Origin of the sequence: Oerskovia sp. Root918, from assembly GCF_001428945.1 — a bacterium.
In the GTDB taxonomy this organism is placed as follows: Bacteria; Actinomycetota; Actinomycetes; order Actinomycetales; family Cellulomonadaceae; genus Oerskovia; species Oerskovia enterophila.
Genome location: NZ_LMJG01000001.1, coordinates 15,208 through 40,555, shown reverse-complemented (window position 1 = coordinate 40,555; position 25,348 = coordinate 15,208). Strand labels below are relative to the sequence as shown.

Here is a 25,348-nt window from a genome sequence, read left to right as displayed (position 1 = left end):
GTGTCGATCAGGTGAAGGGGGTGCTCCGGGCCAGGTCGTCGTCGCGGTCCGGGTCCACCGTCTCGCCCGAGGTGTCCGCACGAACCACGGTGTCCGCGGCGTCGACGGTGCCCAGCACGCCCGTCGGCACCGTCACGGCCGCGATCGCGGTCGTGAGCGGGATCGCGAGCACGAGCCCGATCGACCCGACGAGCGTCCGGACGACCTCCTCGGCGATCTCCCCCGAGGTCAGGCTCACGCCGAGCGCCTGGTCGGACAGCCAGACCGCCATGAGCAGCGGCAGGGCCGCCCCCACGTACGCGAACGCGATGGTGTAGACGGTCGAGGCGATGTGGTCGCGGCCGATCCGCATGGCCCGGGAGAAGAGCTCGCGCCGTGAGGCGCCCGGCGCGAGCGCGCGCAGCTCCCACACGGTCGACGCCTGGGTGATCGTGACGTCGTTGAGCACGCCCATCCCCGCGAGGACGATCCCGCAGATCGCGATGCCCTGGAGGTCGATCGCGGGGGCGTAGGACGGGAGCCAGAGCGCCTCCTCGGACGTGAGCCCGGTGATGTGCGAGGTCCGGGCGCCCCACGCGGCCAGGACGGCCGTCAGCGCCAGACCGACGAGCGTGCCGACCATGGCGGTCGACGTCCGGGCCGTGAACCCGTGGGCCACGTAGAGCACCACGAACATCACGGCCGACGACGTCACGAGGGCCACGTAGAGGGAGCTCTGGCCCGAGAGCAGCGCGGGCAGCGTGAACTGCCCGATCACGACGAGCGCGACGGCGAGCCCCGCGAGCGCCGCGAGCCCGCGCAACCGGGCGACCGCGAGCACGAGGACCGCGTAGGCGATCGCGAGCAGGGCGATCGGGATGCCGCGCTCGAAGTCCAGGAAGACGTAGGGGGTCCCCCCGTCGCCCGCAGCCTGCTCGATGTGGAGGAGGCGGAGCCTGTCGCCGACCTCGAAGCCGTGGTGGACGTACTCGGGTGGTGCGACCACCTCGACCTCGGTGCCGTCGTCGAGACGTACGGGGACCAGACCGGTCTCGACCTCAGCCTCACCGGTCACCTCGCCGAACACCACGAACGCGCCCTGGGCGGTCACCGGGATCTGGTCCGGCACGTCGGCCCCGCGAGGCCAGAGCGCGACGAGCCCGACGATCGTCAGCACCAGCGCGGGGACCAGGATCGCCGCGAGCACGAGCCGGACCCGTCTGCTCGCAGGGGGCGTCGGGCCGTCGCCGTGCGCGTGCCCCCCGCGGTCGGGACCGCTCCGTGCTCGCCGTGCTCGCCTCGTCGGGTGCTGCGGGACGCTCATGGTGCCCTCCGGTCGGGGTCGGGCGCACGCCCTGGACCCGCCCACCTTAGAGAATGAGAACAGTTATCGCTAGCGCTCCACGCCCGACCGCCACGCACCCAGGGCACGACACAGGCCCGGGTGCCCGACGTCGTCGGGCACCCGGGCCTGTGTCAGTGGTGCGGGGCGCGGCCCCGCGGTGCGGCACGCCTCAGCGCGCCGCGAGGATCACTTGGTGACGGCCTTCTTCAGGAGGCTGCCGGCGCTGATCTTGACACCGAAGCCGGCGGGGATCTGGATCTCCTCGCCGGTGCGGGGGTTGCGGCCCGTGCGAGCGGCACGCTCGACGCGCTCGACCGAGAGCAGGCCGGTGACCTTGACGGCCTCGCCGTTGCCGAGCGACTCGACGAGGACTTCCTGGAACGCGTTGAGGGCGTTCTCGGCCTGAGCCTTGGTCAGGTCGGACTTTGCGGCGATGGCCGAGACGAGCTCAGACTTGTTGAGCGACATGCGGATCCCTTCATCGGTTCACGCCTCGCGGTGGGCACCGCGCGACGTTGAGGTCTCAGTTTGCCAGCCGTGAGGCGGGACTTCGTGGACAACACTAAGGAATCTACGGGGGTTTCCGCGCGTTTCCGCGCCGAACGTGTTTCTCTGAACGCGGAATCTTGCCCGTTTTGCCCTGAATGTGACCTACTTGGCGCCCCCGGGACCCCCGGAGGAGCTCCACGCGCACAAGATCCGCACACGCGAGAGGCGCTCGACGACGCGCCCACAGCCCCGTTCGCCGTCACTCGGCGCGCTGCAGCACGCCCCGGTACGCACGGAGCCGCCCACCCCGAGGGGTGGGCGGCTCTCCTGGCCACGAGCTGGCGACCGCGGCCCGACGACGAGCGACGGCTCAGCGGCCCTCGCTCTTCGCGGCACCTCCCGTGGCGCCCTTGCCGTAGCGCTGACGGAACTTCTCGACGCGGCCGGCGGTGTCCACGACGCGCGCGGTACCCGTGTAGAACGGGTGGCTCGCGCTCGAGATGTCGACGTCGACGACCGGGTAGGTGTTGCCGTCGGTCCACACGATCGTCTTGTCCGGACGGCCAGGACCCGACGCGCTGGTCCCCGCGAGGGTGGAACGCGTCAGGAACGCGAAGTCGGCCGAGATGTCGCGGAACACGACCGGTCCGTACTCGGGGTGGATGTCCTTCTTCATGGGTGCTCCTCTACGACTCTCGACTGCTGGGCTCTCGACGGGTGTCGACTACCAGCTGGACTTGGTGACGCCCGGCAGCTCCCCGCGGTGCGCCATGTCGCGCAGCCGGATGCGGGAGAGGCCGAAACGCCGGTTGTACGCGCGCGGACGACCGTCGACCACGTCGCGGTTGCGCAGGCGGGTCGCGCTCGCGTCGCGAGGCTGCTTGCGCAGCTCCGTCGCGGCCGCCTCCTTCTCGGCGTCCGAGGCGCTGGGCGACGCGATGATCCTCTTGAGCTCGGCGCGCCGCTCGGCGTACCGAGCGACGATCACCTCGCGCTGCTCGTTGCGCGCGATCTTGGACTTCTTGGCCATGCGGCTCCCCTTACCGTTCCTCGCGGAACGCGACGTGTGCCCGGGCGACCGGGTCGTACTTGAGCAGGGTCAGCCGGTCCGGGTCGTTCCGACGGTTCTTGCGGGTCACGTACGTGTACCCGGTCCCTGCGGTCGAGCGCAGCGTGACCACGGGACGCAGCTCGGTGCGTGCTGCCATCAGACCTTCTCCCCTCGAGCGATGATGCGTGCGACGACCGCGTCGATCCCTCGACGGTCGATCGTCCTGATCCCCTGGGCGCTCACTCTCAGCCTGACATGCCGGCCCAGTGACGGCACCCAGTAGCGCTTGTGCTGGATGTTGGGGTCGAAGCGACGCCTGGTCCGCACGTGCGAGTGCGAGATCGAGCGGCCGAACCCCGGCGAGGTGCCGAGCACCTGGCAGACGGCGGACATGAGCTTCCCTTCGGTGGGTCGTGGAGACCCGACGGTACTTACTGAGAACGATTCTCGTCAAGAGGTATGCTCTCGACTGATGAGAACCGTTCTCTGTAGAGGTGGAGCGTCCAGATGCCCGCAGATATTCCCGGGGCCCCCGGCACGGCAGCGAGCCGCCGCGCGGCCTCGCCGGCCTCGACGAGCAGCGGCCCGGCCCCCGACCCGAGCGACCCGCCGGGCCGCGTCCCGCTCAGCGTGCTCGCCACGATCGACCCGGTGCTGCGCGACACCACGGTCTTCGGGCTCGTGACCGACACCCCGCGGTCGGTCGTCCTGCGCCACGACATCCGTGCCGAGGACGGGACCCTGCGCCGCCTCGTCGTGGACGCGACCGGGGTCGTCGAGGACACGCTCGTCGACCTCGAGCACGCGTGCCTGTCGTGCGCGGTCCGCGAGGACGCGATCCCCACGCTGCGCGGCCTCGCACGCGACGGACGCTGGGACCAGGTGCTCCTCGCCCTGCCCGTGTCGGCCGAGCCGCTGCCGGTCGCGCGGGCCCTGGGCGGCGCGACCCGGCCAGGGGGTGCGCTCGACGGGTTGCGGCTCGCCACGGTCCTCACGGTCGTCGACCTCGCCGCGGTCGAGACCGATCTCCTCGACGACGACCTGCTCGAGGAGCGCGGCCTCGCGCTCACCACCGCCGACCACCGCTCGGTCGGCGAGGTGCTCGCGGCCCAGGTCGAGCACGCCGACCTCGTGGTCACGACGGGCGCGCCCTGCCCGGCCCTCCTGGACGGTCCCGGGACGCCCACCCGACGCCCCCTGCCCGACGGCGCCTCCCACCCGGGCGCGTCCGCTGCGGTCCACGCCGCGCAGGACAGGCGGCACGCGAGCGCACGCACGGGATCGGGCCTCGTCGACAGGCTCATGGCCGACGGCTCGACCCTGCTCGACAGCCTCGACGGGCTGCATCTCGCGGACCTGTCCGCGGCGACGCACGACGCGACCCGCGCCGAGCGCCGCGCCCACCCGTTCGGGACGCGCGCCGTCGTCGGGCAGGACGAGGAGACCGGGACCTGGACCCTCGAGCTGTCCTCCGACCTGCCGTTCGACCCGCAGCGCCTCCTGCACCAGGTCCGGCGCCTCGGGACCGGGCGCCTGCGCAGCCGCGGCGTGTTCTGGGTCCCCAACCGGCCCGACTCGATGTGCGCGTGGGACGGCGCGGGCGGGCAGCTGAGCATCGGAGAGGTCGGGACGTGGGAGGACCTCGCGCCCCGGACCCGGCTGGTCTTCACGGGGGCAGCCGACTCGGCCGGGGACCGCGACGAGCTGCGCGCGGCGTTCACCGAGATCCTCGCGACGCGCGAGGAGGTCGCCGACGGCGGGCTGCGCTGGCTCGGCCGTGAGGACGTGCTCGCTCCCTGGCTCGGGGCGCGCACCGACGCCGTCTGAGGACGAGCAAGGCCCCGGGAACCGTCGTGGGTCCCGGGGCATTGCTCGTGGTGCTCGACGGCCGGCTCGCACCGGCCGCCGTCCGTCCGCCGGGAGCACCCCCGGCGGACGCCTCGCGGGCTAGCCGCAGCTCGTGGCCGCGTACTCGCTCTCGATCGTGGTCGTGACCTCCTTGCCGTCGACCGTGGCGGTCGCCGTCACGGTCGCCGTGCCCGCCTCGATCGCGTCCTTGCGGGTCGCGAACGTCTGGCTGGCGCTCTTGCCCGGCTGGACCTGCTGGAAGGTCTTGGTGCCGAACGGCGTGGAGATCTTCACGTCGACCGGGAAGTCCTCCTCGTTGACCGCGCGGACCGCGAGCTGGACGCGCGAGGCCGTGCACTGGGCCTTGGCCGCCGTGGTGACCTCGAGCTCGGGCTCGGGCTCGACCGGGTCGGCACAGGACACCTTGGCGGAGCCCCAGTCGGCGTGGTCGTTGCCGTTGCCGTCGCCGCCGTCGGTCACGATCAGGTCGAGGTAGCGGACCCCCGTGACCGGCACGTCCAGGTCGACGGTCTTGCCGCCGCCCTTGAGCACCTCGGTCTGGGCGAGCTGGGTGCCGTCACCCACGACCTTGAACTGCACCGTGCCCTTGGTGCCCTGGACGTCGTCGACCCCCACGGTCGCCGTGAACGCGTCGCACTGCGCGGCGAGGAAGACCCGGACCGACGAGTTCGCGTGCGTGCCGAGGCCCTTCTCGTGCGCGACGCCGCGCAGCGAGAGAGGCTTGCCGTCCTTCTCGCCCTGCTCGCCGTTGGACAGGTCGCGCTCGACCGGTCCCCACCCGTTGGTCGTCGAGACGAACGGCAGGTCGCTGACCCAGTTCTCGCCACCGTTCGGCGGCACGACGACCCACACCGACTGGCCGGCCTCGACCGACCGCTCGCCGACGGGCGCAGCCGTGGTCGTGTACGAGCCGCCCGAGGTGAGCGTGTAGGCGTCGGCGGTGATCTTGCCGTGCGGGGTGACCTGCCACGTCGTGGTCAGGACGCCGCCGGCCGGGAGCGTGGCCGCGGTCGAGGCGTTGGTCGCCTCGACCTCCCAGCCCTCGGGCACGTCGAGCGTCACCGCGACGTCCGCGACGGCCACGGGCTCGTGGACCGTGAGGCGCGTCGTGACGGTGCTCGCGACGTCGGGCTCGAACGCGACGGGTCCGGGGGACACCGTCAGGGACGCGCAGGCCGGGGTGGCCTCGGCCGGACCCAGGTCCACGACGCGGAAGTCGTCGAGGATCAGGTCGGACTGGTTGCCGCCCGCGGTGAGCTTGCGCAGCCCCACCCAGGTGTCGCCGCAGCCGCTGGCCACGACGTCCTCGGAGAACGTCGCGGTCGTGCGCTGCTGCCCCAGCGGGGTCGCGTGGGTCTCGACCGACGCCGGGGCGCCGCTCGCGACCGAGTCGTAGCCCGTGACCCACTGGTACTCGCCGCCGTTGCCCGACTGGTAGTCGAAGCTCACGCGGTACTGACGCCCCGCCTCGAGCTTCACGGTGCTGGGCACGGTGCGGTAGACGAGGCCCTTGTTCTCCTCGTGCGCCTTGAGCGACCAGTCGCCGGACAGCGCGTCGTCGACGAGCTTCCCGTTCCAGCCGGCCTGCGTGTAGGGCGCGTTGCGCTGGGCGATGTGCGTGCGCGGGTCGGTCACGCCGCCCGCGTCGCCCTTGACGAACGGTCCCCAGCCCTGGGGCACGTTCTCGAAGTCCTCGAACGCGACGACCGTGCCGGTCTCACCCTCGACGGCCGGGGCCACCGAGCGCGTGGCGCTCACGACGCGCAGGTCGTCGACCCGCACGACGGCGTCGCCCGCCGAGGCGGAGACCGTCAGCGTCGGGCGGGCCGGGCCCGTGACGTCGACGAGCACCTGGACGCGCTGGTAGTAGCGGTTGTTCTTCTCGTCGGCCGCGACGAGGTTCTTGGCGGTCGAGCGCTCGACGACGGTGCTCGCGTTCTGCGCGACGCCCTCGCCCGAGACGGACAGGGTGGTCGAGCGGGACTTCCCGGGCTGGACCTCGACCCACGCGCTCACGGCGTAGGTCCCGGTCGAGAGCTCACCGAGCTGCTGGCTCAGCGACGAGGCGCCCGCACCGAGCGTCGCGACGCGCTGCCCGTTGGCGAGCGTCTCGATGCCCGTGGTGCCGGTCGTCTCGTACGCGTCGAGCGTCGCGGCGTTGAAGCCGGGGTCGACGATGCCGCTCGCGGCGCCCCACGCGACGTCCTCGGCCGAGGGGGTCGCGACGCCCTGCGGGTACAGCACGTAGGGCTGGCCCGCGGTCGCGTCGACCGTGACCTTGCCGCCCGTGACCGGGACGTCCGCGACCTTCTCGCGGCCCGTGGTCGTGAGCTTGTACATGGTCAGGCTCGTGGCCCCGGCGAGCTCGTCCGTGAGGGTCCACGTGGTCGAGCCGCCGGCCGGGTTGTAGTGGTAGAGCTTGCTGCCCTCGGCAGCCTCTCCCTCGAGCCCGGGGGCGTCGGACGCGTTCCACGGCAGGAGGTAGGTGCCGCCCTGGGCGACGACGGCGTCCCCGACGAGGATCTGCCGGTCGGCCGCGGTCGTGCCGCGGGCCGAGACGTCACCCGTGAAGTCGATCCGGTCGGTGCCCCAGCGCACGATCTCCTGGTGCTGGAGGAACTTGGTCGGGACGTTGGTCGTCCAGATGTTCTTGTAGAACGCGTTCCAGTCGGTCTGCCCGGTCCAGCCCTCGAACTCGACGAGCCGCGCGTTGCCGAGCAGCGGGTGCGGGTTCCAGGTGTCCTTCTCGGCGTTGTCGATGAAGCGCACGATCTGGGAGTTCAGGCCCTTGTTCGCGGCGCCGCCGTAGTTCTCGTCGGCGGACCAGTGGCTCCACAGCGAGTTCGCCTCGAACTTGTCGGACCACTCGGTCGCGATCTGGAGGTCGTTGGCGCGGGCCGCGTCCGCGAGGGCGCGGGCCTGCCAGCCGAAGTTGTAGTAGACGTCGACGTAGAGGAGGTCCAGGTTGCCCTGGGTCTCGTCGGCGAGCTGGCCGATGCGTGCGGCCAGGTCACCGCTGTTCACGTCGCGGCGCTGGTCGATGTAGTACGACTGGCCGAGCCAGTTCCAGCCCTTGGCCGAGGGGTCGACGAGCTCGTCGGAGAAGGCGTTCGCCTCGGCGTAGGCCTCGGTCGCGTTGATGTGGACGCCGAAGTCGGCGTTCCAGTCGCCACCCTGCGCGAGCAGCGTGTTCATGTCCTCGAGGCCGCCCGCGCGCTCGTTGTAGTTGCCGCCGTAGTCGGGGTGCGCGGAGTCGTGCCCCTCGGAGCCGTAGCCCTTGAGCAGCGCCATCTGGCCCAGGCCGTCGGTCGCGAGCGAGATGCGCTTGACGTCGTCGAGCGTGCGCAGGAACGGGTGCGTGGCCTGCGAGGCAAAGTTGAACGGGATGTGGGTCACGACGCGGTCGGCGATCTGGTCGGCGCCGAGCGCCTTGGGGGCGGTCGCGCGGAACGCGATCGCGCCGTCCTGCCAGTCGACCTTGTCGTCGGCGTTGGCGTCGGCCGTCACGACGACGGTCGCGTACGGGAGCTCCTCGGTGACCGGCGAGCCCTGGGCCCGGTAGGTCCACGCGCCGCTCCAGACGCCCACGCGCACGCCGCCGTCGGCCGCGCGCGCCTGGCGCTGCAGGCGGTTGCCGTCCGCGGCGGCCTTGCCGTTGGCCTCGTCGTAGACGCTGTTGGTCACGATCGTGGCCGACAGCGCGCTCGTGCTCACGATCGCGTACGCGGACCCGACCGGGTTCGCGTTGACGGGGGTCTGCCCCGTGACGGACGTGAACGTGTCGCCGACCTTGCCGCGGTCCGGGCTGATGACCGCCGAGGCGACCACGGCCGACGGGTCGGCCGACGAGACCGAGAGCAGGTCGTGGCCCGGGACCTCGATGGTCCCGACGCGGAACGCCTCGGTGTCGGTCACGCCCGTGACGCGGAACGTCACGGCGCTGCCCTCGACCTCGAGGCGCGTGTCGATGCTGACGCCCGCGAGGTCGGGGAACGTCAGGCGGTAGTCCCGGCTCGTCTCGCCGGGCTCGCCCGCCTCGACAGCGACGGCCCGGTCGGTGCCGTTGAGGCGCACCTTCGTGACGGTCGCGGTGCTGCCCGCGAGCGAGGCACCCGACGCGCGGTCGGTGTAGCTCAGGACCCGCGGGAAGTCCGCGGCGACCTGGACGTCGAGCTGCGCCGAGCGCAGCGTGGCCGCGCCCTCGACGCTCGCGGCCGCGACCTGCTCGGCCGTCAGGCCGAGGGCAGAGAGCGACGTCGCGCTGCTCGCCGGGGTGTGGACCGCCGCGGCCGCGGCGGGCAGCGCCGCGAACGGCACCACCACCGCGGTCGCGAGCGCCACGAGGCTGCGGGCACGGCGCGAGGCGCCCCCCGGGTGGGAACCGGCCCGAGGGCCAGGGGAATGTCGAACCATGTGCTGATCTCCTTCGATAGCAGTTCATCGGCCGTCCCCCGACCGACGGGCGTCACAGCTCTTCGACGTACTCCTCGGGCTCGCCGAGGACGGCCTCGTCCGTCAGCTCGAGGTCGGAACCGACCGCGTGCAGCTCGAGGACCGTGACGGTGTTGCTCCCCGCGCGCAGCAGCGGCGCGGGGACGTAGAGGGTGTGCTGGGGGCCGCGCTCCCAGTAGCGGCCGAGCAGCACGTCGTTGACCCACACGAAGCCCTTGGTCCAGCCGGGCAGGGTCAGGAAGGTGTCGGCGGGCTCGTCGAGGTCGAGGGCCGTCCGGGCCAGGACGCCCTGGGCCCCGACGGCGTCGCGGGGCACGCTCGGGGCGTCCGCGGCGTCGGGCTCACCCGCCGCCCACAGCCCGTCCACGGGCAGCAGGTCGAGCGGCAGCGACCGCGAGGTCCAGCCGTGCACGATCCGGCGCTCGACCAGGACGTCGCCCAGGATCCCCTTGTGCTCACCGAGCCGGGGGCCGTAGTTGATGCGGCCGAGGTTCTCCACGAGGATCTCGAGCCGCACGGGCACGCCCTCCCCGTGGACCGTGAGCCCGCGGTGCGAGGTCTCGCGCTCCAGCACGCCGACCTCCCGGCCGTCGACGTAGACCGTCGCGCGGTCGTGCAGCCCGAGGACCGAGAGCGTGCTGTCTCCCGGAGGGAGCACGGGCGTGGCCGTGTGGAGCACGAGCCCGGCGTTCTGTCCGAGCTCCTCGAACGTCAGGGGCGACGACCGGACGACCGCAGCGCCCGACGCCCGCAGCGCGGGCAGGAGCGGGCGCGTGCTCACGGGCGGCAGGGCGCGCGCGGCGAGCTTGGGCGACGGCGCGATCCACCGGTCGTCCTGGGCGTCCTCGGGGATCCGGGTCCCGTGCGCGGCGTGCTCGGACAAGACCTTGCGCAGCGCGAAGAACTTGGGGGTCACGCTCCCGTCCTCGGCGACCGCGGCGTCCGAGTCGTAGCTCGTGACCGTGGGCTGCAGGCGGGTCCCGTCGTGGTTCGCTCCGGCCGTGAGCCCGAAGTTGGTGCCACCGTGCGCCATGTAGAGGCTCACGGAGCCGCCGAGGTCGAGGAGGTCGCGCACGTCGGCCGCGGCGCTGTCCGCACCGCGCACGTGGTGCGGGTCGCCCCAGTGGTCGAACCAGCCGTTCCAGAACTCGGCGCACACGAACGGCTGCTCCCCGCGGCGGGCCGTGAGCTTGTCGAGCGCCTGTCCGGGACGGCTGCCGAACGTGGCCGCCGCCAGCACGCCGGGGAGCGAACCGCCGTCGAGCATGAGGTCCGTGGGGCCGTCCGCCGTGAAGAGGAGCTCGTCGATGCCGCGCTCCACGAGCGCGTCGTGCACCCACGCCATGTAGGCGTGGTCGTCGCCGAAGCTGCCGTACTCGTTCTCCACCTGGACGGCCACGACCGGGCCGCCGCGGTTCGCCTGGAGCGCCGCGATGCGCGGCAGCAGCTCGTCGAACCAGGCCGCGACCGCGGCGAGGTAGGCCTCGTCGCTGCACCGGAGCCGGATCCCGGGCGTCGCGGTGAGCCACGCGGGCAGGCCGCCGTTGTCCCACTCGGCGCAGATGTACGGCCCGGGGCGCACGACCACGTCGAGTCCCAGGTCGCCCGCGAGGCGCACGAACCGCTCGACGTCGCGCCACCCGGTGAAGTCGAACGTGCCGCGCGCGGCCTCGTGCCAGTTCCACGGGACGTAGGTGTCGACCGTGTTGAGGCCCATGGCGCGCAGGCGCAGGAGGCGGTCCTCCCACAGGTCCGGGTGGACCCGGAAGTAGTGGACCGAGCCCGAGAGCATCCGGTGGGGCACGCCGTCGCGCACGAGGGTCGCGCCGTCGGCGCGCAGGGTCTGGCCGCCGGCCGGGCTCGAGGCCCGGTCGGCTGGGTCGTGCTGGCTCACTTGATAGCCCCCGCTGCAAGTCCGGAGCGCCAGAAGCGCTGGAGGGAGAGGAACGCGACGATGAGCGGGACGACCGCCACGAACGCGCCGATGATGACCATGTGCCGCTCGATCTGGCCGGCCTGGACCAGGGCGTTCCAGCTCACCAGCCCGACCGTGACGGGCCGCAGGTTCTCGGAGATGAGGACCTGCGAGGGGAGCAGGAAGTTGTTCCAGATCTCGACGAACTGGAAGAGGAAGATCGTGACGAGCGCGGGGGCCATCATCTTGAGGCTGACCCCGAAGAAGATGCGGCCCTCGTTCGCACCGTCGAGACGCGCGGCCTCGATGACCTCGTCGGGCACCGAGCTCGCGGCGAAGATGCGGCCCAGGTAGACGCCGAACGGGCTCACGATACTCGGCAGGAGCACCGCGAAGTAGGTGTTGACGATGCCCGTCGCGGAGAACATGAGGAACAGCGGGAGCGTGAACAGCACCTTGGGGATGAGGACCGCACCGAGGACCACGCCGAACAGCAGGCCCTTGCCGCGGAACTCGTACTTGGCCAGGGCGTAGCCCGTCGCGACCGCGATGAGCGTCCCGAGCCCCGCGCCGACGATCGAGTAGAGCGCCGAGTTCGCCATCCAGACGGCGAAGATCCCGTCCTTGTACGCGAACAGGTCCTGGATGTTCCCGAAGAGGTCGAAGTTCGAGAACCACAGGGGGCTGCCCGCGAACGTGAACCCGGCGTCCTTGGTCGCCGCGACGAACAGCCACCACAGGGGGAACAGGAAGTACACGGCGGTCAGCGCGAGCACCGCGGTGACCGCGATGCGGCTCGTGGCCGTGGTCTCGATCGAGTCCTTGCGCAGGCCGTCCGGGGTCCCCTTCGGGGCGGAGCGCTTGCGGCGCAGGCGGTTGCCCGCGGTCTTCTCGGCCACGACGGGCACGCTGCTCGTGGTCACGAGGACCTCCTGGACGTCAGACGGAAGAAGAGGACGGACAGCACGGCCACGCCCACGGCGAGGAGCACCGACTGGGCTGCGGCGTACGGGTAGTTGGCCGACTGGAGCGAGGCCTGCGCGGCCATGATCGGCGTGTAGCTCGCGTCGATCGCCCCGGTGCTCTGCTTGAGCACGAACGGCTCGTTGTAGAGCTGCGCCGAGCCGATGATCGAGAAGATCGTGGTGAGGAGGATCGCGGGCCGCACGAGCGGGATCTTGATGCTCCACGCGGTGCGCCACGGCGAGGCCCCGTCGAGCTTGGCGGCCTCGAGCACCTCGCCCGGGACCCCCTGGAGCGCGGCGTAGATGATGATCATGTTGTAGCCCGTCCAGCCCCACGTCACGACGTTGGCGACGGCCCACAGCGCGAGGCCCTGGCTGAGGAAGTTGACCTCGATCCCGAACCACCCGAGCACCTGACCCATGGGACCGTTGGTGGGCGAGTAGAGGAACGACCACATGAGCGCCGAGACCACGGTCGGCACCGCGTAGGGCGCGAAGCTCGAGAGCCGGAAGAATCCCTTGGCCCGGGCCGAGGCCGAGTCGATCAGGAGCGCGATCCCGAGCGCGAGGACCAGCATGACGGGCACCTGCACCACGCCGAACAGGAGAACGCGCCCGATCGAGCTGATGAACTTCTCGTCACCCAGCGCGTACGCGTAGTTGAACAGGGGGTCGAAGATCTCCTGCGTGCCGCCCAGGCCGAGCGCGTCGCGCTGGATCCGGAACAGGCTCTTGTAGAGCGCGAAGAGGATCGGTGCGACGTACATCCCGACGAACAGCACCACGAACGGTCCGACGAACCAGATCGCGTACCGGCTGGTCCGGCTGCGCGGCCGCCTGGGCGGCGTGGCCGCCGTGGGCTTGGTCTCCACCGGCGGCGGTGCCGCCGACGTCAGGCTCGTGGTCATGGTGGGTTCCTCAGGGGGATGCGTCGTGGTGCCCGACGACGTCACGCGCCAGGGTGCACCGGTGCTCGGAGGTGCGTGGCGTCGTCGGGCCTTCTGCTGCTGTGCTGCGGTGATGCGGTGATGCTCGGGTGATGCTGTGCCGGTCGGTGCGACCCGGCCGTCGAGACCGGGTCGCACCGCTCGTGCGGGACCGTCAGGTCACTCGTTGACGGCGATGCCCTGCTGCTTGAGCTCGGACTCGGTCGCCTCGCGGGCGCCCGTGAGCGCGGTCGCGACGGTCGCGCCGCCCTCCTTGGCGTAGGCCTGCTTCATGCCCGTGGCGAGCGTGCCGACCAGGGTCGAGACGCCGGGGCCCCAGGCCCAGTCCTCGTTGACCTGACCCGAGGCGGTCTTGAAGACGTCGGCGACGACCTGTCCGCCGAAGTAGTCGTCACCCGAGGTGAGGAGCTCGGACTCGAGGCCCGCGACCGAGGCCGGGTAGACGCCGCCGCCCTCGATGAGCGAGTCGACCGAGCCCGGGTCGGTGCTGAGCCAGTTGGCCACGGTCCAGGCGGCCTCGGGGTCGTCGCAGCCCTTGAGGACCGCGGAGAGGCTGCCGCCCACGTTGCCGGTCTTGGCGTCGCCGGCCTCCCACTGCGGGAGCTCGGCCACGGCCCAGTCGCCGGCCGAGGCCGCCGCGGAGTCCTTGAGGATGCCGGAGAACCAGGCCGCGCCCACGATCGTGGCGATCGAGCCGTCACCGAGGCCCGCGGACCACTCGTCGCTCCAGATGCCCGCACCGATCAGGTCGGCGTCGATCAGGCCCTGCCAGTAGCTCGCGACCTCGAGGTTCTCGGGCGAGTCGGGCGTGATGGACCAGGCGCCGTCCTTGATCTCGTACCAAGGGGCGCCGGCCTGCCAGGCGAAGCCCGAGTAGTCGTAGTCCTCGTAGGTGCCCGTGAGCTTGACGCCCGCGGCCTTGAGCTGCTCGCCCGCGGCCTGGTACTCGTCCCACGTGGTCGGCACGGCCACGCCGTTCGCCTCGAAGACGGTCTTGTTGTAGAACATCACCATGGGGCCCTGGTCCTGCGGGGCGCCGTAGATCTTGTCGCCCACCGAGACGCCGGCCCAGCCTGCGGGGGCATAGAGGTCCTTGTCGGCCGAGGCGAACTCGGTGACGTCCACGACGTTGCCCTCGGCGACGAAGCTGGGGAGGGTCTCGAAGCCCACCTGGGCGAGGCACGGGGCGTTGCCCGCGGTGATCGAGTTGCGGATCTTGTCGTAGCCGCCCTTGTTGCCGGGCTCGATCTGCGTGTACTTGATCTGGATGTCGTCGTGCGCGGCGTTGAACGCCTTCGCGGCCTCGTCGTACCCGGCGGCCCAGGTCCAGACCTCGACCTCCTTGACCTTGCCGTCGCCCTCGGCCGATCCGCTGCCGGACGTCGAGTCGGACGAGCAGGCGGTCAGGCCGCCCACCGTGAGGGTGAGGATCGACGCGACCCCGGCTGCCTTGATGATCGATGACTTCATGACTCTCCTTCTGACCACACTGTGCTGAGGATGGAGCGGCGACGGCGCCGCGGTCTGCGTGGGGCACACTCTGACACACCGTTGATATGGATCACAACCCTTGCAACATCTGGATGCTCGGTCTGCGTGAATCCGTCACTTTTCGCTGCATGTTCTGACTGTTATGGTCAACACAGGTAACAGTTGGGTGACGGCGACGTGGGCCAGGCAGGCCTGCGGTGTTGACGTCCACTACGCTGCGGAGCACATCCGTGGCCACGCACACCGAGGTGCCCGACGCTCCGCGAGCGGCCCTCACGCCCGAAGGAGAGCACGTGGAACCACCGTCACGGTCCGAGCGGTCGGAGCCGGCGCAGAGCACCACCACGGTCGCTCCCCCGCGAGGCCGCGGCCCCGCCATGGCCGACGTCGCCCGCGTCGCAGGCGTGTCCGCGCAGACCGTCTCGCGCGTCCTGTCGGGGCACCCCAACGTCAACGAGACCACCCGCAACCGGGTGCGTGCCGCCGTCGAGCAGACCGGCTACCGCCGCAACAGCCTCGCTCGCGCGCTCGTGACCGGGCGCAGCAAGACCATCGGCGTCATCACGCACGAGACCGACTTCTACTCGGGCAGCGCCATGATGCTCGGCATGCAGCGCGCGGCCCGCGACGGCGGCTACTTCGTCAGCACCGCGAGCACCGCGTCGCTCTCGCCCGCGTCGATCGCGCAGGCCGTCGAGCGGCTCCTCGACCAGGGCGTCGACGGCCTGGTCATCGCCGTGCCCGTGCGCGACGACGAGTCGCTCGGCGACCTCATCCACGGGACCCCGACGGTCGTCGTGGACGGCATGCAGTCGTCGGCGACCGAGGTCGTCGCGGTCGACCAGGTCGCGGCCGGGCGCGCGGCGACCGAGCACCTCCTGGAGCTGGGCCACGAGACCGTGTGGCACCTCGCGGGCCCCGCGTCGTGGAACGACGCCAACGGACGCACGGCCGGGTGGCGGGCCGCGCTCGAGGACGCGGGGTGCACCGAGCCCCCCGTCCTCTACGGCGACTGGAGCCCCGAGTCGGGGTACCGCAACGGCCTGGTCCTGGGCCGCCTGCCCGAGGTCACGGCGGTGTTCGTCGCGAGCGACGAGATGGCGTTCGGGCTGATCCGCGGACTGACCGAGATGGGTCGGCGCGTGCCCGAGGACGTGTCGGTCGTGGGCATGGACGACATCGCGCTCGCCGCGTACTGCGCTCCCCCGCTCACCACGGTCCGCCAGCCGTTCCACCTGACCGGTCGCCTCGCGGTCGAGCACGTGATCGCGCTCATCGCGGACCCGACGACGGTGCACGAGCCCGAGGTCGTGCTGCCAGAGCTCGCGGTGCGCCTCAGCACGGCGCCGCCGCGCTGAGCCATGGGCGGGACGAGGCCTTGGTGATCGAACGAATGGCCAAGTACGCCCTCTGGATGTCGGCTGCGTCGGCGACGACAGGCTCAGATTCAACGCGTGAGGCGCACGCGACTACTGGGCGTGCTCTCCCTTCAGTTCCCCGTCGCCACACTCGTCGTCTTCGTCATCTTCATCGTCATCATCGCTGTCGTCACCGTCCGAACCGTTGGCCGGGGACACAGCTGCGTCAATCTGCGCCAGCCACGCGTTGAGCTCCGCAACTGCTTCGTCGAGCGTAAGGTCCATCTGCGCATCGGCCGCGGCGCGCGCGTAGTCGGTCGGCCAGTGCGGGTGAGCGACCACGACGCACGGCCACGTACGCACAGCGCGACTCAGGGCCTGGGCATCGCGTGCACGCGCGACGAAGAGGTCGACGACGGCTGCGCGCACGACGGCGGGGTCCTGGCCGATCTCGGCGAGGTCGCGAAGCAGCAGCAGGTCGACGACGTCGCGTGCCCTGTCATTGACCGCAGTCGGCGGGTCGTGGGGGTCAGTGCAGGCGTGGATCTTCTGCGCGACCTGGTAGCGCATCGCAATGCCCACCATCGCGGTAGGGTCCGGAAGCCCGAGGCCTGCCAATGTAGGCGGCGTGAACGGTTCAGGCTCAGCGCCAGCACTACCTTCGTCAGGCGCGATCTCAACCTGGATCCTGCGCCACGTCTTCCCCCGGAGCTCGACGACGACGTCGAAGCGGCGCGGCTTGACGACGCGGGCAGGAGCTTGGATGACCTCGACGGCGTCCCGTCGCAGCGTCAGCGGGCCCCAGGGTTCGGCGAACTCGTCATCGAGCTTGGCAAGGAAGTCATCGATATCACCGCGGATGAGCCCGTCCACGTCCTTGGTCGCGCGCTTGGGCGCGCTGGGAAGCCGATGCTGCAGCAGAGTACCGCCCTTGAGCAGGAAGAGCGGCTGGCCGGTTGTGTCCAGGGCTCGCTGTAGCGCCGCGATGACAACTGTGGATGCAACGAGCCAGGCCAGGCGGCCGCCGCGGCCCCCCAGGCGCTTCTCGGCCTGCAGGAGCCAAGAGTTGAGCACTGTGACCGACGCGGGTTCCTTGTTCTTGGCAGGCAGTTCGGCAAGACCTTGGGGCAGATCAGCGCTCTGCTGTGTCACGGTTCGCCAGTCTCCTTCGCAGGTCAGCGCTCTCGCTCGGGGTGACGCGCCCTGTCTCGCGGGCCGCCGTCAGGGCCTGGCGTAGAAGGTAGGTCGGGGTGCCCGTGTCGATGCACTGGGCGATCGCTGTCGCGGCTGTCACCGTCGGGATCTGTTCGAACCATCCGATCTGGCGGGTATCGAGGTCTTGGTGGTGGACCTCGATCCCGTCGGCGCCGGCACGCCGGATTCGGCAACGCCTGGGCACGGTGACGTGGATCCTGTCGGGGTTGACATCGCTGAGCCCGTAGAGATCGAGGGCGGTCTCGTGAGACAACGCGGCTTCGTCGACACCAGTCCACAGCACTGCCAGATGCAGGTCGTCGTACTCGCTCACCGGGACGACGGTCACACGGTAGACGCCATGAGCGACCTTCTCCAGGTAGCCGCGCGCGACGAGCTGCTTGAGCGCGTGCGGGCTGTGCCCTTCGCGCAGCGCGTCGACGCGGCGGACGAACCCGTGGCTGTCGAAAGCCCCTTCGAGCAGGCGGTCGCGAGCGTGCGGCATGTCAAAAGGGTACCGCCAGTGGCACCCTTTTGACATCGTGTGGCGACGAGGCATCGCCAACGGGGGCTTGGCCGAGGAATGCGACACAGGTCAGCTGTCTCAAACGAGCCCGCTCTGCCGAAGGTCCACCCTCCGACCCCGGACGCGCCGGAGGCGGCCCGTCGCGTGAGCGCCCCCCTGCAGCGCTCACACCACGGGCCGCCTCCGACCCTCGCGCTCGTCACGACCCCCATCGACGACCGAGCACTCACATGACTCAGAGGAGGGGCCTCCTCCTTTGATACAGAACGCCGACGTGACCCGCATCACATTCTGACATCGGGTGTCACCATCCGCAGCGGAGCGGCCCGTGCCGAGCGCCACGAGGCGCCCTGCACGGGCCGTCCGGTCGGCCGCGCTCAGCCCAGCAGCGCCTGTCCCAGGAACTCGCCCTCGGCGCAGCCCGGCGGCACCGCGAAGACCGCGGAACCGATCGGCGTCGTCCACTCGTTGAGCAGGTCCACCTCGTCGAGCCGCCGCTGGACCGGCACGAACTGCCGGTCGACGTCCGCCTGGAACGTCACGAACACCAGGCCCGAGCTGCTGAGCGCGCCAGGGTCCGCCGCGACGTCGGGTGCGTCGTCGTAGCTGTACGCACGCCGCAGGAACCGCTCGGCCGGGTCGCTGGTCCGCGCCCTCCGCACGTGCGCCGCCGGCCCGATCACGGTCAACCCGTGCGGACCGACCGCCTCGAGGTCCGGCTCGTCGTGCTCCTTCTCGCCCGTGAGCGGCGCGCCGTCGGCGAGGCGACGCCCCATGACGGCCTCGCGCGTGGAACGGTCGACCTCGTCCCACGTGTCGAGCTCCATGCGGATGCGCCGCACGACCATCGACGTGCCGCCCGCGAGCCACCCGTCCGTGCCGTCCGACCACACGAGCGGGGCGTCCGCGACGGGGTCCAGGTTCCGGGTCCCGTCGATCTGCCCCATGAGGTTGCGCATGGTCCGGCCCGCGGGCTCGCTCCCGACCGACCGCCGGAAGCCCTTCTGCAGCCACCGCACCGACGCGAAGTCCCGCGCCTCGCGGAGCAGCATCCGGACCGCGTGCGAGACCGTGACCTCGTCGTCGGCGCAGACCTGGAGCACCAGGTCACCGTCGTTCCAGCGGTCCTCGAGCCGGTCCACGGCGAACGCCGGCAGCGGACCCAGCCAGGCGGGACGCCGGTCGTCGAGGCCCGCGGCCGTGAAGACCGCGGGCCCGTAGCCCACCGTGACCGTGAGGCGCGCGGGCACCTCGGCGAGCTCGGGCTCGGTGTCGGTCAGGCCCGGGCGCCCCTCGGTGAGACGCACGACGTCGTCGGTCCAGATCCGCATGAGCCGCACGAGCGCGTCCCGGTCGGTGCCGGGGGCGAGGTTCAGCGCGACGAGCGTCAGGTACGCCTGGGGAGGCGTCTCGACGCCCGCCTGGCGCGGGCCGTGGAAGGGCACGCGCAGGTCACCGTGCAGCGCGAGGGCTCCTGCGGTGCCCGACGACGCCGCTCCCGTCGCGGGGGCCGTGGCCCTCCCGGCCCACGCACCTCCCGCACCGGCGACCGCGACCGCACCCGCGGCGGCCCCGCCGACCAGGAACGCCCGGCGCGAGACCCTGGCCCGCCGGGTGGGGTCGGCGGGCGGCGTCGGTTCCTGATCGGGGGCGGAACCGAGGCCCGTACGGGACGCGCGGTCAGCCATCGTGGCTCATGTCGTGACCCTCGTGACCCTCGTCGTAGTCCTCCTTGGCCCCCGCGAACGTGCGGGCCGGAGCCGTGACGACGAGCGTCGAGCCGTCGCTCAGCTCGAGCGTGACGTCGTACTCGGCCCCGGGCTCGACCGGTGACGAGAGCTCCATGAGCATGAGGTGGTCGCCGCCCGGCTCGAACGCGCGCTCGCCGCCCGCGGGGATCGTCAGACCGCCCTGCTTCTCGCGCATGACCATGGCGCCCGAGTCGTCGGTCGCCATCTCGTGGATCTGGACCGGGGACAGGTCGGACGTCGCGCCGACGACCGTGACGTCCTGGTCGCTGTCGTTGTGCAGGACGGCGAAGGCCGCCGTCATCCCCGAGTCGGCCGCCTTGATCCAGGGGTCGGTCGCGGTCAGGTGGTCGGCTGCCGTGCCCGTCGACGCGCTGCCGGACGAGGCGCTCGGCGCGGGCGCACCGGACGAGGTGTCGGCCGAGGTCGTCGAGCATCCCGCGACCGCGAGCAGCGCGAGCGTCGTGACGGCCGCGCCGAGCAGGGCCGTACGCCGCGGGCGGGCGGAAGCGGATCGGGGCGAGGGGTGGGTGGTGGTGCGTGCAGTCATGGTGGTTCCTTCGAGAGGCCCGGCGTCGTGGCGCGCGAGGGCGGCCCGCGGCGCGGGTCGTGCGCGGTCCGGGGCAGGACGGGACGCACGACCGACGGGTCGCGGGAACGCCCGGGCGACGAGTCGCCGGGAAGTGGGTGGAGGGTCTGTCAGTCCTGCTGGCGGCGGCGCACGATCAGCACCGCGACGACGACGGCCGCGGCCGCGAGCACCCCGATGCCGATCAGCAGCGGGGCGATCGAGCGGCCCTCGTCACCGGTCTCCTCGGGCACTGCCGACGTGGTCGCCTCGGTCGTCGTGTCCTCGGTGGCCGACGGCGTCACGGCCGAGGGCTCCTCGCTCGCCGTGGTCGGGGCAGGCTCGGGAGCCGCCGCGACCGCGAACGAGAACGTGCCCTCGATGGGGTGGCCGTCAGACGAGACGACGCGCCACGCGACCGTGTACGTGTCACCGGTCAGCTCGGCGGGCCACGGGAACGTCGCGGAGGTCCCCTCGATCGTGGGGCTGCCCTGCGCGACGACGGTCCCCGCGGAGTCGGTCACGACGACCTGGGGCTCGACCGCGAGCGGCTCGGTGCTGAACGTCATGGTCAGTGCCGCGGGGGCCGTGGCGAGCTGCGCGCCGTCGGCCGGGTCGGAGCTGATGATGCGGTCGTGCGCCTGGGCCGGGACGGCACCGCCGACGCTGAGCAGCAGGGTCGCTGCGAGCGTCGCGAGGGCGGCGAGGACCGCCACCAGGAGACGGGCCGGGCCGGCGAGGGGTGCGGGGCGTGCGAGGGAGACCGCTCGCCCTCGGCGTGAAGTGGGCGTGGACGGGTGGGACTGGTCGGTCTGCAAAGGCATGGAAGAGGCTCTCGATGAGGCGCGGCACGAGCTCGCGCAAGGGGTACCCAGGGGGCGGCCGGCCTCGTCGATGGTCCGCGCGCGAGCGCGGACGGGGTCAGGAAGGAAGGGCGACGGGCCGGGCGAGCAGCGGTGGCCCGCGCGTCGTCGGGATCCGCAGGTGGACCGTCGTCGCGCGGGACGGCGCCACGACCGGGGTCGGGAGCCGGTGCGCGACGGGCAGCGCCGGCAGCATGTCCGTGAGCGCCGTCCGCGGGGCGAGCCACGCCAGCAGCAGGCCGAGCGCCCGCTCGCCGTGGGCGACGACCAGGGCCACGACCAAGGTCGCGAGCACGTGCGCCAGGACCATCCACGCTCCCGCGGGCGTCTCGTGCGGGAGGTGCGCGACGCCGTCGGGCAGGAGGGGCGCGCCCGCGGCGCACGCCGACACCTGAGCCGCTGCCCCGTGCCCCGCGTGCCCCGCCGCGGCGCCCGCCGCCGGGGCGCACGTGACGCCCGCGCCGAACCCCAGGCCGTAGTGCAGCGCGACCTGGCCCGTGCCGAGGACCGCGACCAGTCGAGCGAACGTGAGGCGGAAGCGGGCCGCGAACGTCGCGCCGGCCATCGTGAACGCGGCCAGGGCCGCGAGGATCAGCGGGTCCGGGAGCGTGCCACCGCCGACGCGGTGCGCGAGCGCCGCGAGGGCGAGCACCAGGGTCGCGACGAGACCGGCGCGCGCGACGCGCAACGGACCGGCGACCTGGGTGAGCACGGGGACCACCCTAGCGGGACATGACGCGGCGTCTGATCCTGCTTTCGGTGGGCGCACGGCCCGTCCCCGAGTACTGGGCCCGCCCGGTCGGGGAGAGGATAGAGCGCATGACCACACGCAACAGCATCGCCATCACGAACGGCTACGTCGTCCCCGTCGCCTCCGCACCCCTGGAGAACGCGACCGTCCTCGTCGAGGACGGTGTCATCACGGCCGTGGGCCAGGACGTCGTCGTGCCCGACGGCGTCCGCACGCTCGACGCCGGGGGCCGCTGGGTCCTGCCCGGGTTCGTCGAGTCGCACGGCCACATGGGCGTCATGGAGGAGGCCGAGGGCTGGGCCGGCAACGACACCAACGAGATGACCGACCCCAACGGCGCCGCGCTGCGCGCGCTGGACGCCATCAACGTCGAGGACGAGGGATTCCGCGACGCGCTCGTGGGCGGCGTGACGTCGGCCGTCATCAAGCCCGGCTCGGGCAACCCGATCGGCGGCCAGACCGTCGCGATCAAGACCTGGGGCGGGCGGACCGTCGACGAGCAGGTCATCCGCGAGGCCGTGTCGGTGAAGTCGGCGCTGGGCGAGAACCCCAAGCGCGTCTACGGCGACCAGAAGAAGCTCCCGTCCACGCGCCTGGGCGTCGCGAACGTGATCCGCAAGGCGTTCGTCGACGCGCAGAACTACGTCGCCAAGCGCGACGCCGCCGAGGCGAAGGGCGAGCCGTTCGACCGCGACCTCGCCAAGGAGACCCTGGGCCGCGTGCTCGCGGGCGAGCTCTACTGGGACCAGCACACGCACCGCGCCGACGACATCGCGACCGCGCTGCGCCTCGCGGACGAGTTCGGCTACCAGCTCGTCATCAACCACGGGACCGACGGCGCCGCGGTCGCCGACGTCCTCGCCGAGCGCGACGTCCCGGTCATCTTCGGCCCGCTGTTCACGTCACGCTCCAAGATCGAGCTGCGCAACCGGAACATCGCCAGCCTCGGGGCGCTCGCACGGGCCGGGGTCCGCGTCGCGATCACGACCGACCACCCCGTGGTGCCCATCAACTTCCTGGTCCACCAGGCGTCGCTCGCGGTCAAGGAGGGTCTCGACCGCGACGTCGCGATCCAGGCGCTCACGACGAACCCGGCCGCGTTCCTGGGGCTCGACGACCGCATCGGCTCGCTGCGCCCCGGGCTCGACGGCGACGTCGTGATCTGGTCCGGCGACCCGCTCGACGTGACCTCGCGCGCCGAGAACGTGTTCGTGACCGGCACCGAGGTCTACACCTGGGACCGCGCGGCGGCCGGTGGGCGCGGAGCGGGCCGGGTCGTGGAGCGCGGGGAGCGCTTCGCGGACTGACCCGTGAGGTGGGACGGGCGCTCCGGGCCGGCCCGCCCGGCCCGAGGTAGAACGTGCTGCGCGAGGTAGAACCCGCCGAGCACTACGTCGCTCAGCGCGTTCTACCTCGCGTCCCGCGTCGACCTGACCTCTCCGGTCACGCGCACCTCAGTGGTGGAACCCCTTGCTCACGGCCTCGACCGGCATGGGTGACTCGAGCGCGTCGAGGAACGCGATCTCCGTCCGGATGTCGCCGAGCAGGCTGGCCGCCAGGTCGCGGCTCAGCCCGTTGCGCACCACGATGCGCTGGACCGTCAGCTCCTCGAGGTCCACGGGCATGGGGTACGACGGCAGGAGCCACCCCTTGGTCCGCAGCCGCTCGGACAGGTGGTAGAGCGTCCACTTGTCGGTGTAGCCCTTCTTGAGGCTCCAGGCGAAGACCGGGATGTCGCTCCCGTCGTTCCACAGGTCGAACTGCGGCATCTTCGCGATCTCGCCCGAGAGGTAGAGCGCGACGTCCTGCGAGGCCTTCTGCACCTTGTAGTAGCCGTCGTAGCCGAGGCGGAGGAACAGGTAGTACTGGAGCAGGACCTGCGAGCCGGGCCGGGAGAAGTTGAGCGCGAACGTCGGCATGTCACCGCCCAGGTAGCTCACCGAGAAGACGAGGTCCTCGGGCAGCGCAGCCTTGTCCCGCCAGACGACCCACCCGAGCCCGGGGTACACGAGCCCGTACTTGTGGGCCGAGGTGTTGATCGACACCACGCGCTCGACCCGGAAGTCCCACACCAGGTCCGGCTGGAGGAACGGCGCGATCATGGCTCCTGACGCGCCGTCGACGTGGATGGGGACGTCGAGCCCGGTCGCGGCCTGGATCTCGTCGAGCACGGCCGAGATCTTCTCGACCGGCTCGTAGGCCCCGGTGTACGTGACCCCGAGGATCGCGACGACCCCGATCGTGTTCTCGTCCACGTACTTCTCGAGCTCGAACCCGTCGAGCACCTTGTGCTCGAGCGAGATGGGGACGTAGCGGGCCTCGACGTCCCAGTAGTTGCAGAACTTCTCCCAGCAGACCTGGACCGCGCTCGACAGCACGAGGTTGGGCTTCTCGGTCGACTTCCCCGCGGCGCGGCGCGCGTGCTGCCAGCGCCGCTTGAGCGCGAGCCCGCCCAGCATGGCGGCCTCGGAGGACCCGATGGTCGAGGTCCCGATCGTGCTCGCCGGGTCCGGCGCGTTCCACAGGTCGCCGAGGATCTTCCAGCACCGGGTCTCGATCGCGGCCGTGGCCGGGTACTCGTCCTTGTCGATCATGTTCTTGTCGGCGGTCTCGGCGTTGAGCCTCTGCGCGTAGGGGTCCATCCAGGTGCCGACGAACGTCGCGAGGTTGAGGCGGGCGTTGCCGTCGAGCATCGCCTCGTCGTGGACGATCTGGTAGGCCGTCTCGGGGAAGGACTCCCCCGGCGGCAGGACGTTGCGAGGCAGCTCGGTCGCCTCTCCCGGTCGGGAGAACAGCGGGTTCATGGCGACGACGTCGCGCTCCTCGGACTCTGCACCACGGTTCGATCCGGACATGTTCGTCCCTTTGGCAGGAGGGAGGGCGGGTCGGTCGATCCGCCCGACCTTCCCACGGTAGGTCCGTGCCAGGAGGACCGCCCGGCGAGGCGTCCGGGTCGTTCGGGACAGGGCCGACAGGACCGACTTTCCGCCCTTTCCGCGTCTCGGCCGCGCTTAGACGACAGGCGTTGCCAAAATGGTTGCCCGGGCGTACTGTCGAAGTGTCAGCACGTTTCGCGGGCCCGTCCCGCACCCACCGAGGAGGCGACATGGACCCCCGCATCGAACGCACGACCGCAGCACTGCGGACCGCGGTCCTCGAGCTCGCCACCGAGCACGACATCGACGACGTCACCGTGTCCCAGGTCGCCGCGCGCGCCGGGATCAACCGCGCGACCTTCTACGACCACGCGAGCAGCCCGGCCGATCTCCTCACGGGCATCCTGCGCACCGAGCTCGATGCGATCCGCGACGAGCTCTTCGCGACTGTCGGCGTGATGCCCGACGGCGGAGCCGCCCAGGAGGGCGGGCCCGGCCCGGGTGCACCCCGAGCCGGCACGGAGACGAGCACCGCCACCGCCACGCCCCCCGATCCCCGCCGGGTCGTCGACTCCATCACCCGCTCGGTCGCCGGGCACGTCGACGCGCACGCCGACATCTACGAGCGTGCTCGCGACGGCGGGCTCAGCGCGCCCCTGTTCCGGCTGCTCGCCGAGCACTTCACCGAGACGCTGCGAGCCTTCCTCGTGAGCCACCCGCACCTCATGCCGGTCTCCCACGACGCCGGGCCCACGGACGTCGAGCAGGCCGCCCACGCGTACGCGTGCTACGTCGGGCTCGGCTCGGTCGGGGCCCTCGAGTCGTGGCTCGCCACCCCCGTGCCGCGCGACCCGGAGTTCTTCCCCCGGATCGCCCGCACCTCGCTCGCCTCCTGGTGGACCGCGCCGAACTGACCCGGCGCCCCACCCGCGCAGGCGGGCTTCACCGCACACCGCACGCT

General features: G+C 71.7%; 22 protein-coding genes. 4 read left to right on the top strand and 18 right to left on the bottom strand.

The genetic code is table 11. The annotated features are described in order from the left end of the window. Window positions 1-7 precede the first annotated feature (7 nt). The 6 genes from ASE27_RS00180 to rpmB all read right to left on the bottom strand — a co-directional run bounded on the left by ASE27_RS00180 (window position 8) and on the right by rpmB (window position 3,257). A complete protein-coding gene (locus ASE27_RS00180; protein ID WP_082608335.1) occupies window positions 8-1,303 on the bottom strand; it encodes a YibE/F family protein in 1,296 nt (431 codons plus the stop codon). A 207-nt stretch (window positions 1,304-1,510) separates the two neighbouring features. Further along, a complete protein-coding gene (locus ASE27_RS00175; RefSeq protein ID WP_056644436.1) occupies window positions 1,511-1,792 on the bottom strand; it encodes an HU family DNA-binding protein in 282 nt (93 codons plus the stop codon). 391 nt (window positions 1,793-2,183) lie between these two features. Continuing rightward, a complete protein-coding gene (locus ASE27_RS00170; protein ID WP_056644431.1) occupies window positions 2,184-2,489 on the bottom strand; it encodes a type B 50S ribosomal protein L31 in 306 nt (101 codons plus the stop codon). A gap of 48 nt (window positions 2,490-2,537) precedes the next feature. Further along, entirely contained in the window at window positions 2,538-2,843 is a 306-nt protein-coding gene (rpsN, locus tag ASE27_RS00165) for a 30S ribosomal protein S14 (protein ID WP_056644428.1), read from the bottom strand. A 10-nt stretch (window positions 2,844-2,853) separates the two neighbouring features. Beyond that, a complete protein-coding gene (gene rpmG, locus ASE27_RS00160) occupies window positions 2,854-3,021 on the bottom strand; it encodes a 50S ribosomal protein L33 (protein WP_056644425.1) in 168 nt (55 codons plus the stop codon). Next, window positions 3,021-3,257, bottom strand: coding sequence for a 50S ribosomal protein L28 (gene rpmB, locus ASE27_RS00155; RefSeq protein WP_056644422.1), 237 nt, complete (start codon window positions 3,255-3,257; stop codon window positions 3,021-3,023). Before rpmB ends, rpmG begins: the two co-directional genes overlap by 1 nt. 114 nt (window positions 3,258-3,371) lie before the next feature. Here rpmB and ASE27_RS00150 point away from each other — a divergent pair, with 114 nt between their 5' ends. Next, window positions 3,372-4,691, top strand: a complete 1,320-nt coding sequence (locus ASE27_RS00150; RefSeq protein WP_082608334.1) for a GTP-binding protein — start codon at window positions 3,372-3,374, stop codon at window positions 4,689-4,691. Window positions 4,692-4,811: 120 nt separating this feature from the next. On the opposite strand, the gene ASE27_RS00145 is transcribed toward ASE27_RS00150, so the two are convergent. The 5 genes from ASE27_RS00145 to ASE27_RS00125 all read right to left on the bottom strand — a co-directional run bounded on the left by ASE27_RS00145 (window position 4,812) and on the right by ASE27_RS00125 (window position 14,482). Then, the gene (locus ASE27_RS00145; RefSeq protein WP_082608333.1) at window positions 4,812-9,146 is read right to left on the bottom strand and encodes an endo-alpha-N-acetylgalactosaminidase family protein; all 4,335 of its coding nucleotides are present in this window, start codon (window positions 9,144-9,146) and stop codon (window positions 4,812-4,814) included. A 52-nt stretch (window positions 9,147-9,198) separates the two neighbouring features. Then, on the bottom strand, window positions 9,199-11,079 hold the full coding sequence (locus tag ASE27_RS00140) for a beta-galactosidase (RefSeq protein WP_235535308.1): 1,881 nt from the start codon (window positions 11,077-11,079) through the stop codon (window positions 9,199-9,201). Then, on the bottom strand, window positions 11,076-12,023 hold the full coding sequence (locus ASE27_RS00135) for a carbohydrate ABC transporter permease (protein ID WP_231907780.1): 948 nt from the start codon (window positions 12,021-12,023) through the stop codon (window positions 11,076-11,078). The genes ASE27_RS00140 and ASE27_RS00135 overlap by 4 nt, the downstream gene beginning before the upstream one ends. Further along, the gene (locus ASE27_RS00130; protein ID WP_056644419.1) at window positions 12,020-12,973 is read right to left on the bottom strand and encodes a carbohydrate ABC transporter permease; all 954 of its coding nucleotides are present in this window, start codon (window positions 12,971-12,973) and stop codon (window positions 12,020-12,022) included. Before ASE27_RS00130 ends, ASE27_RS00135 begins: the two co-directional genes overlap by 4 nt. Window positions 12,974-13,171: 198 nt before the next feature. Beyond that, window positions 13,172-14,482, bottom strand: a complete 1,311-nt coding sequence (locus ASE27_RS00125) for an ABC transporter substrate-binding protein (protein WP_056644416.1) — start codon at window positions 14,480-14,482, stop codon at window positions 13,172-13,174. A 314-nt stretch (window positions 14,483-14,796) separates the two neighbouring features. Between ASE27_RS00125 and ASE27_RS00120 the strand changes: the two genes are divergently transcribed. After that, window positions 14,797-15,861 carry a LacI family DNA-binding transcriptional regulator gene (locus tag ASE27_RS00120; protein WP_235534099.1) on the top strand — a complete coding sequence of 355 codons (1,065 nt, stop codon included), beginning with the start codon at window positions 14,797-14,799 and terminating at the stop codon, window positions 15,859-15,861. Between the two features lie 111 nt (window positions 15,862-15,972). Here the strand turns inward: ASE27_RS00120 and ASE27_RS00115 are convergent, their stop codons facing one another. The 6 genes from ASE27_RS00115 to ASE27_RS00090 all read right to left on the bottom strand — a co-directional run bounded on the left by ASE27_RS00115 (window position 15,973) and on the right by ASE27_RS00090 (window position 21,472). Then, complete coding sequence (locus tag ASE27_RS00115) at window positions 15,973-17,013, bottom strand: nucleotidyl transferase AbiEii/AbiGii toxin family protein (protein WP_082608332.1); 1,041 nt, start codon at window positions 17,011-17,013, stop codon at window positions 15,973-15,975. After that, window positions 16,994-17,560: a type IV toxin-antitoxin system AbiEi family antitoxin domain-containing protein gene (locus ASE27_RS00110; protein ID WP_082608331.1), complete on the bottom strand. Its 567-nt coding sequence runs from the start codon at window positions 17,558-17,560 to the stop codon at window positions 16,994-16,996. The genes ASE27_RS00115 and ASE27_RS00110 overlap by 20 nt, the downstream gene beginning before the upstream one ends. 398 nt (window positions 17,561-17,958) lie before the next feature. After that, window positions 17,959-19,269, bottom strand: coding sequence for a Dyp-type peroxidase (locus ASE27_RS00105; RefSeq protein WP_082608330.1), 1,311 nt, complete (start codon window positions 19,267-19,269; stop codon window positions 17,959-17,961). Next, window positions 19,262-19,879: a copper chaperone PCu(A)C gene (locus tag ASE27_RS00100; RefSeq protein ID WP_056644407.1), complete on the bottom strand. Its 618-nt coding sequence runs from the start codon at window positions 19,877-19,879 to the stop codon at window positions 19,262-19,264. The genes ASE27_RS00105 and ASE27_RS00100 overlap by 8 nt, the downstream gene beginning before the upstream one ends. A 149-nt stretch (window positions 19,880-20,028) precedes the next feature. Next, window positions 20,029-20,721: a copper resistance CopC family protein gene (locus ASE27_RS00095; protein ID WP_082608329.1), complete on the bottom strand. Its 693-nt coding sequence runs from the start codon at window positions 20,719-20,721 to the stop codon at window positions 20,029-20,031. A gap of 97 nt (window positions 20,722-20,818) precedes the next feature. Beyond that, entirely contained in the window at window positions 20,819-21,472 is a 654-nt protein-coding gene (locus ASE27_RS00090) for a hypothetical protein (protein WP_157257322.1), read from the bottom strand. Between the two features lie 107 nt (window positions 21,473-21,579). Between ASE27_RS00090 and ASE27_RS00085 the strand changes: the two genes are divergently transcribed. Next, the gene (locus ASE27_RS00085) at window positions 21,580-22,818 is read left to right on the top strand and encodes an amidohydrolase (RefSeq protein ID WP_056644399.1); all 1,239 of its coding nucleotides are present in this window, start codon (window positions 21,580-21,582) and stop codon (window positions 22,816-22,818) included. Window positions 22,819-22,965: 147 nt separating this feature from the next. On the opposite strand, the gene ASE27_RS00080 is transcribed toward ASE27_RS00085, so the two are convergent. After that, window positions 22,966-24,366 (bottom strand): glutamate decarboxylase, encoded by a 1,401-nt coding sequence (locus ASE27_RS00080; RefSeq protein WP_056644395.1) that lies wholly within the window; start codon window positions 24,364-24,366, stop codon window positions 22,966-22,968. A gap of 251 nt (window positions 24,367-24,617) precedes the next feature. On the opposite strand from ASE27_RS00080, the gene ASE27_RS00075 reads away from it, so the two are divergent. Continuing rightward, window positions 24,618-25,301, top strand: coding sequence for a TetR/AcrR family transcriptional regulator (locus ASE27_RS00075; protein ID WP_056644393.1), 684 nt, complete (start codon window positions 24,618-24,620; stop codon window positions 25,299-25,301). Window positions 25,302-25,348 lie beyond the last annotated feature (47 nt).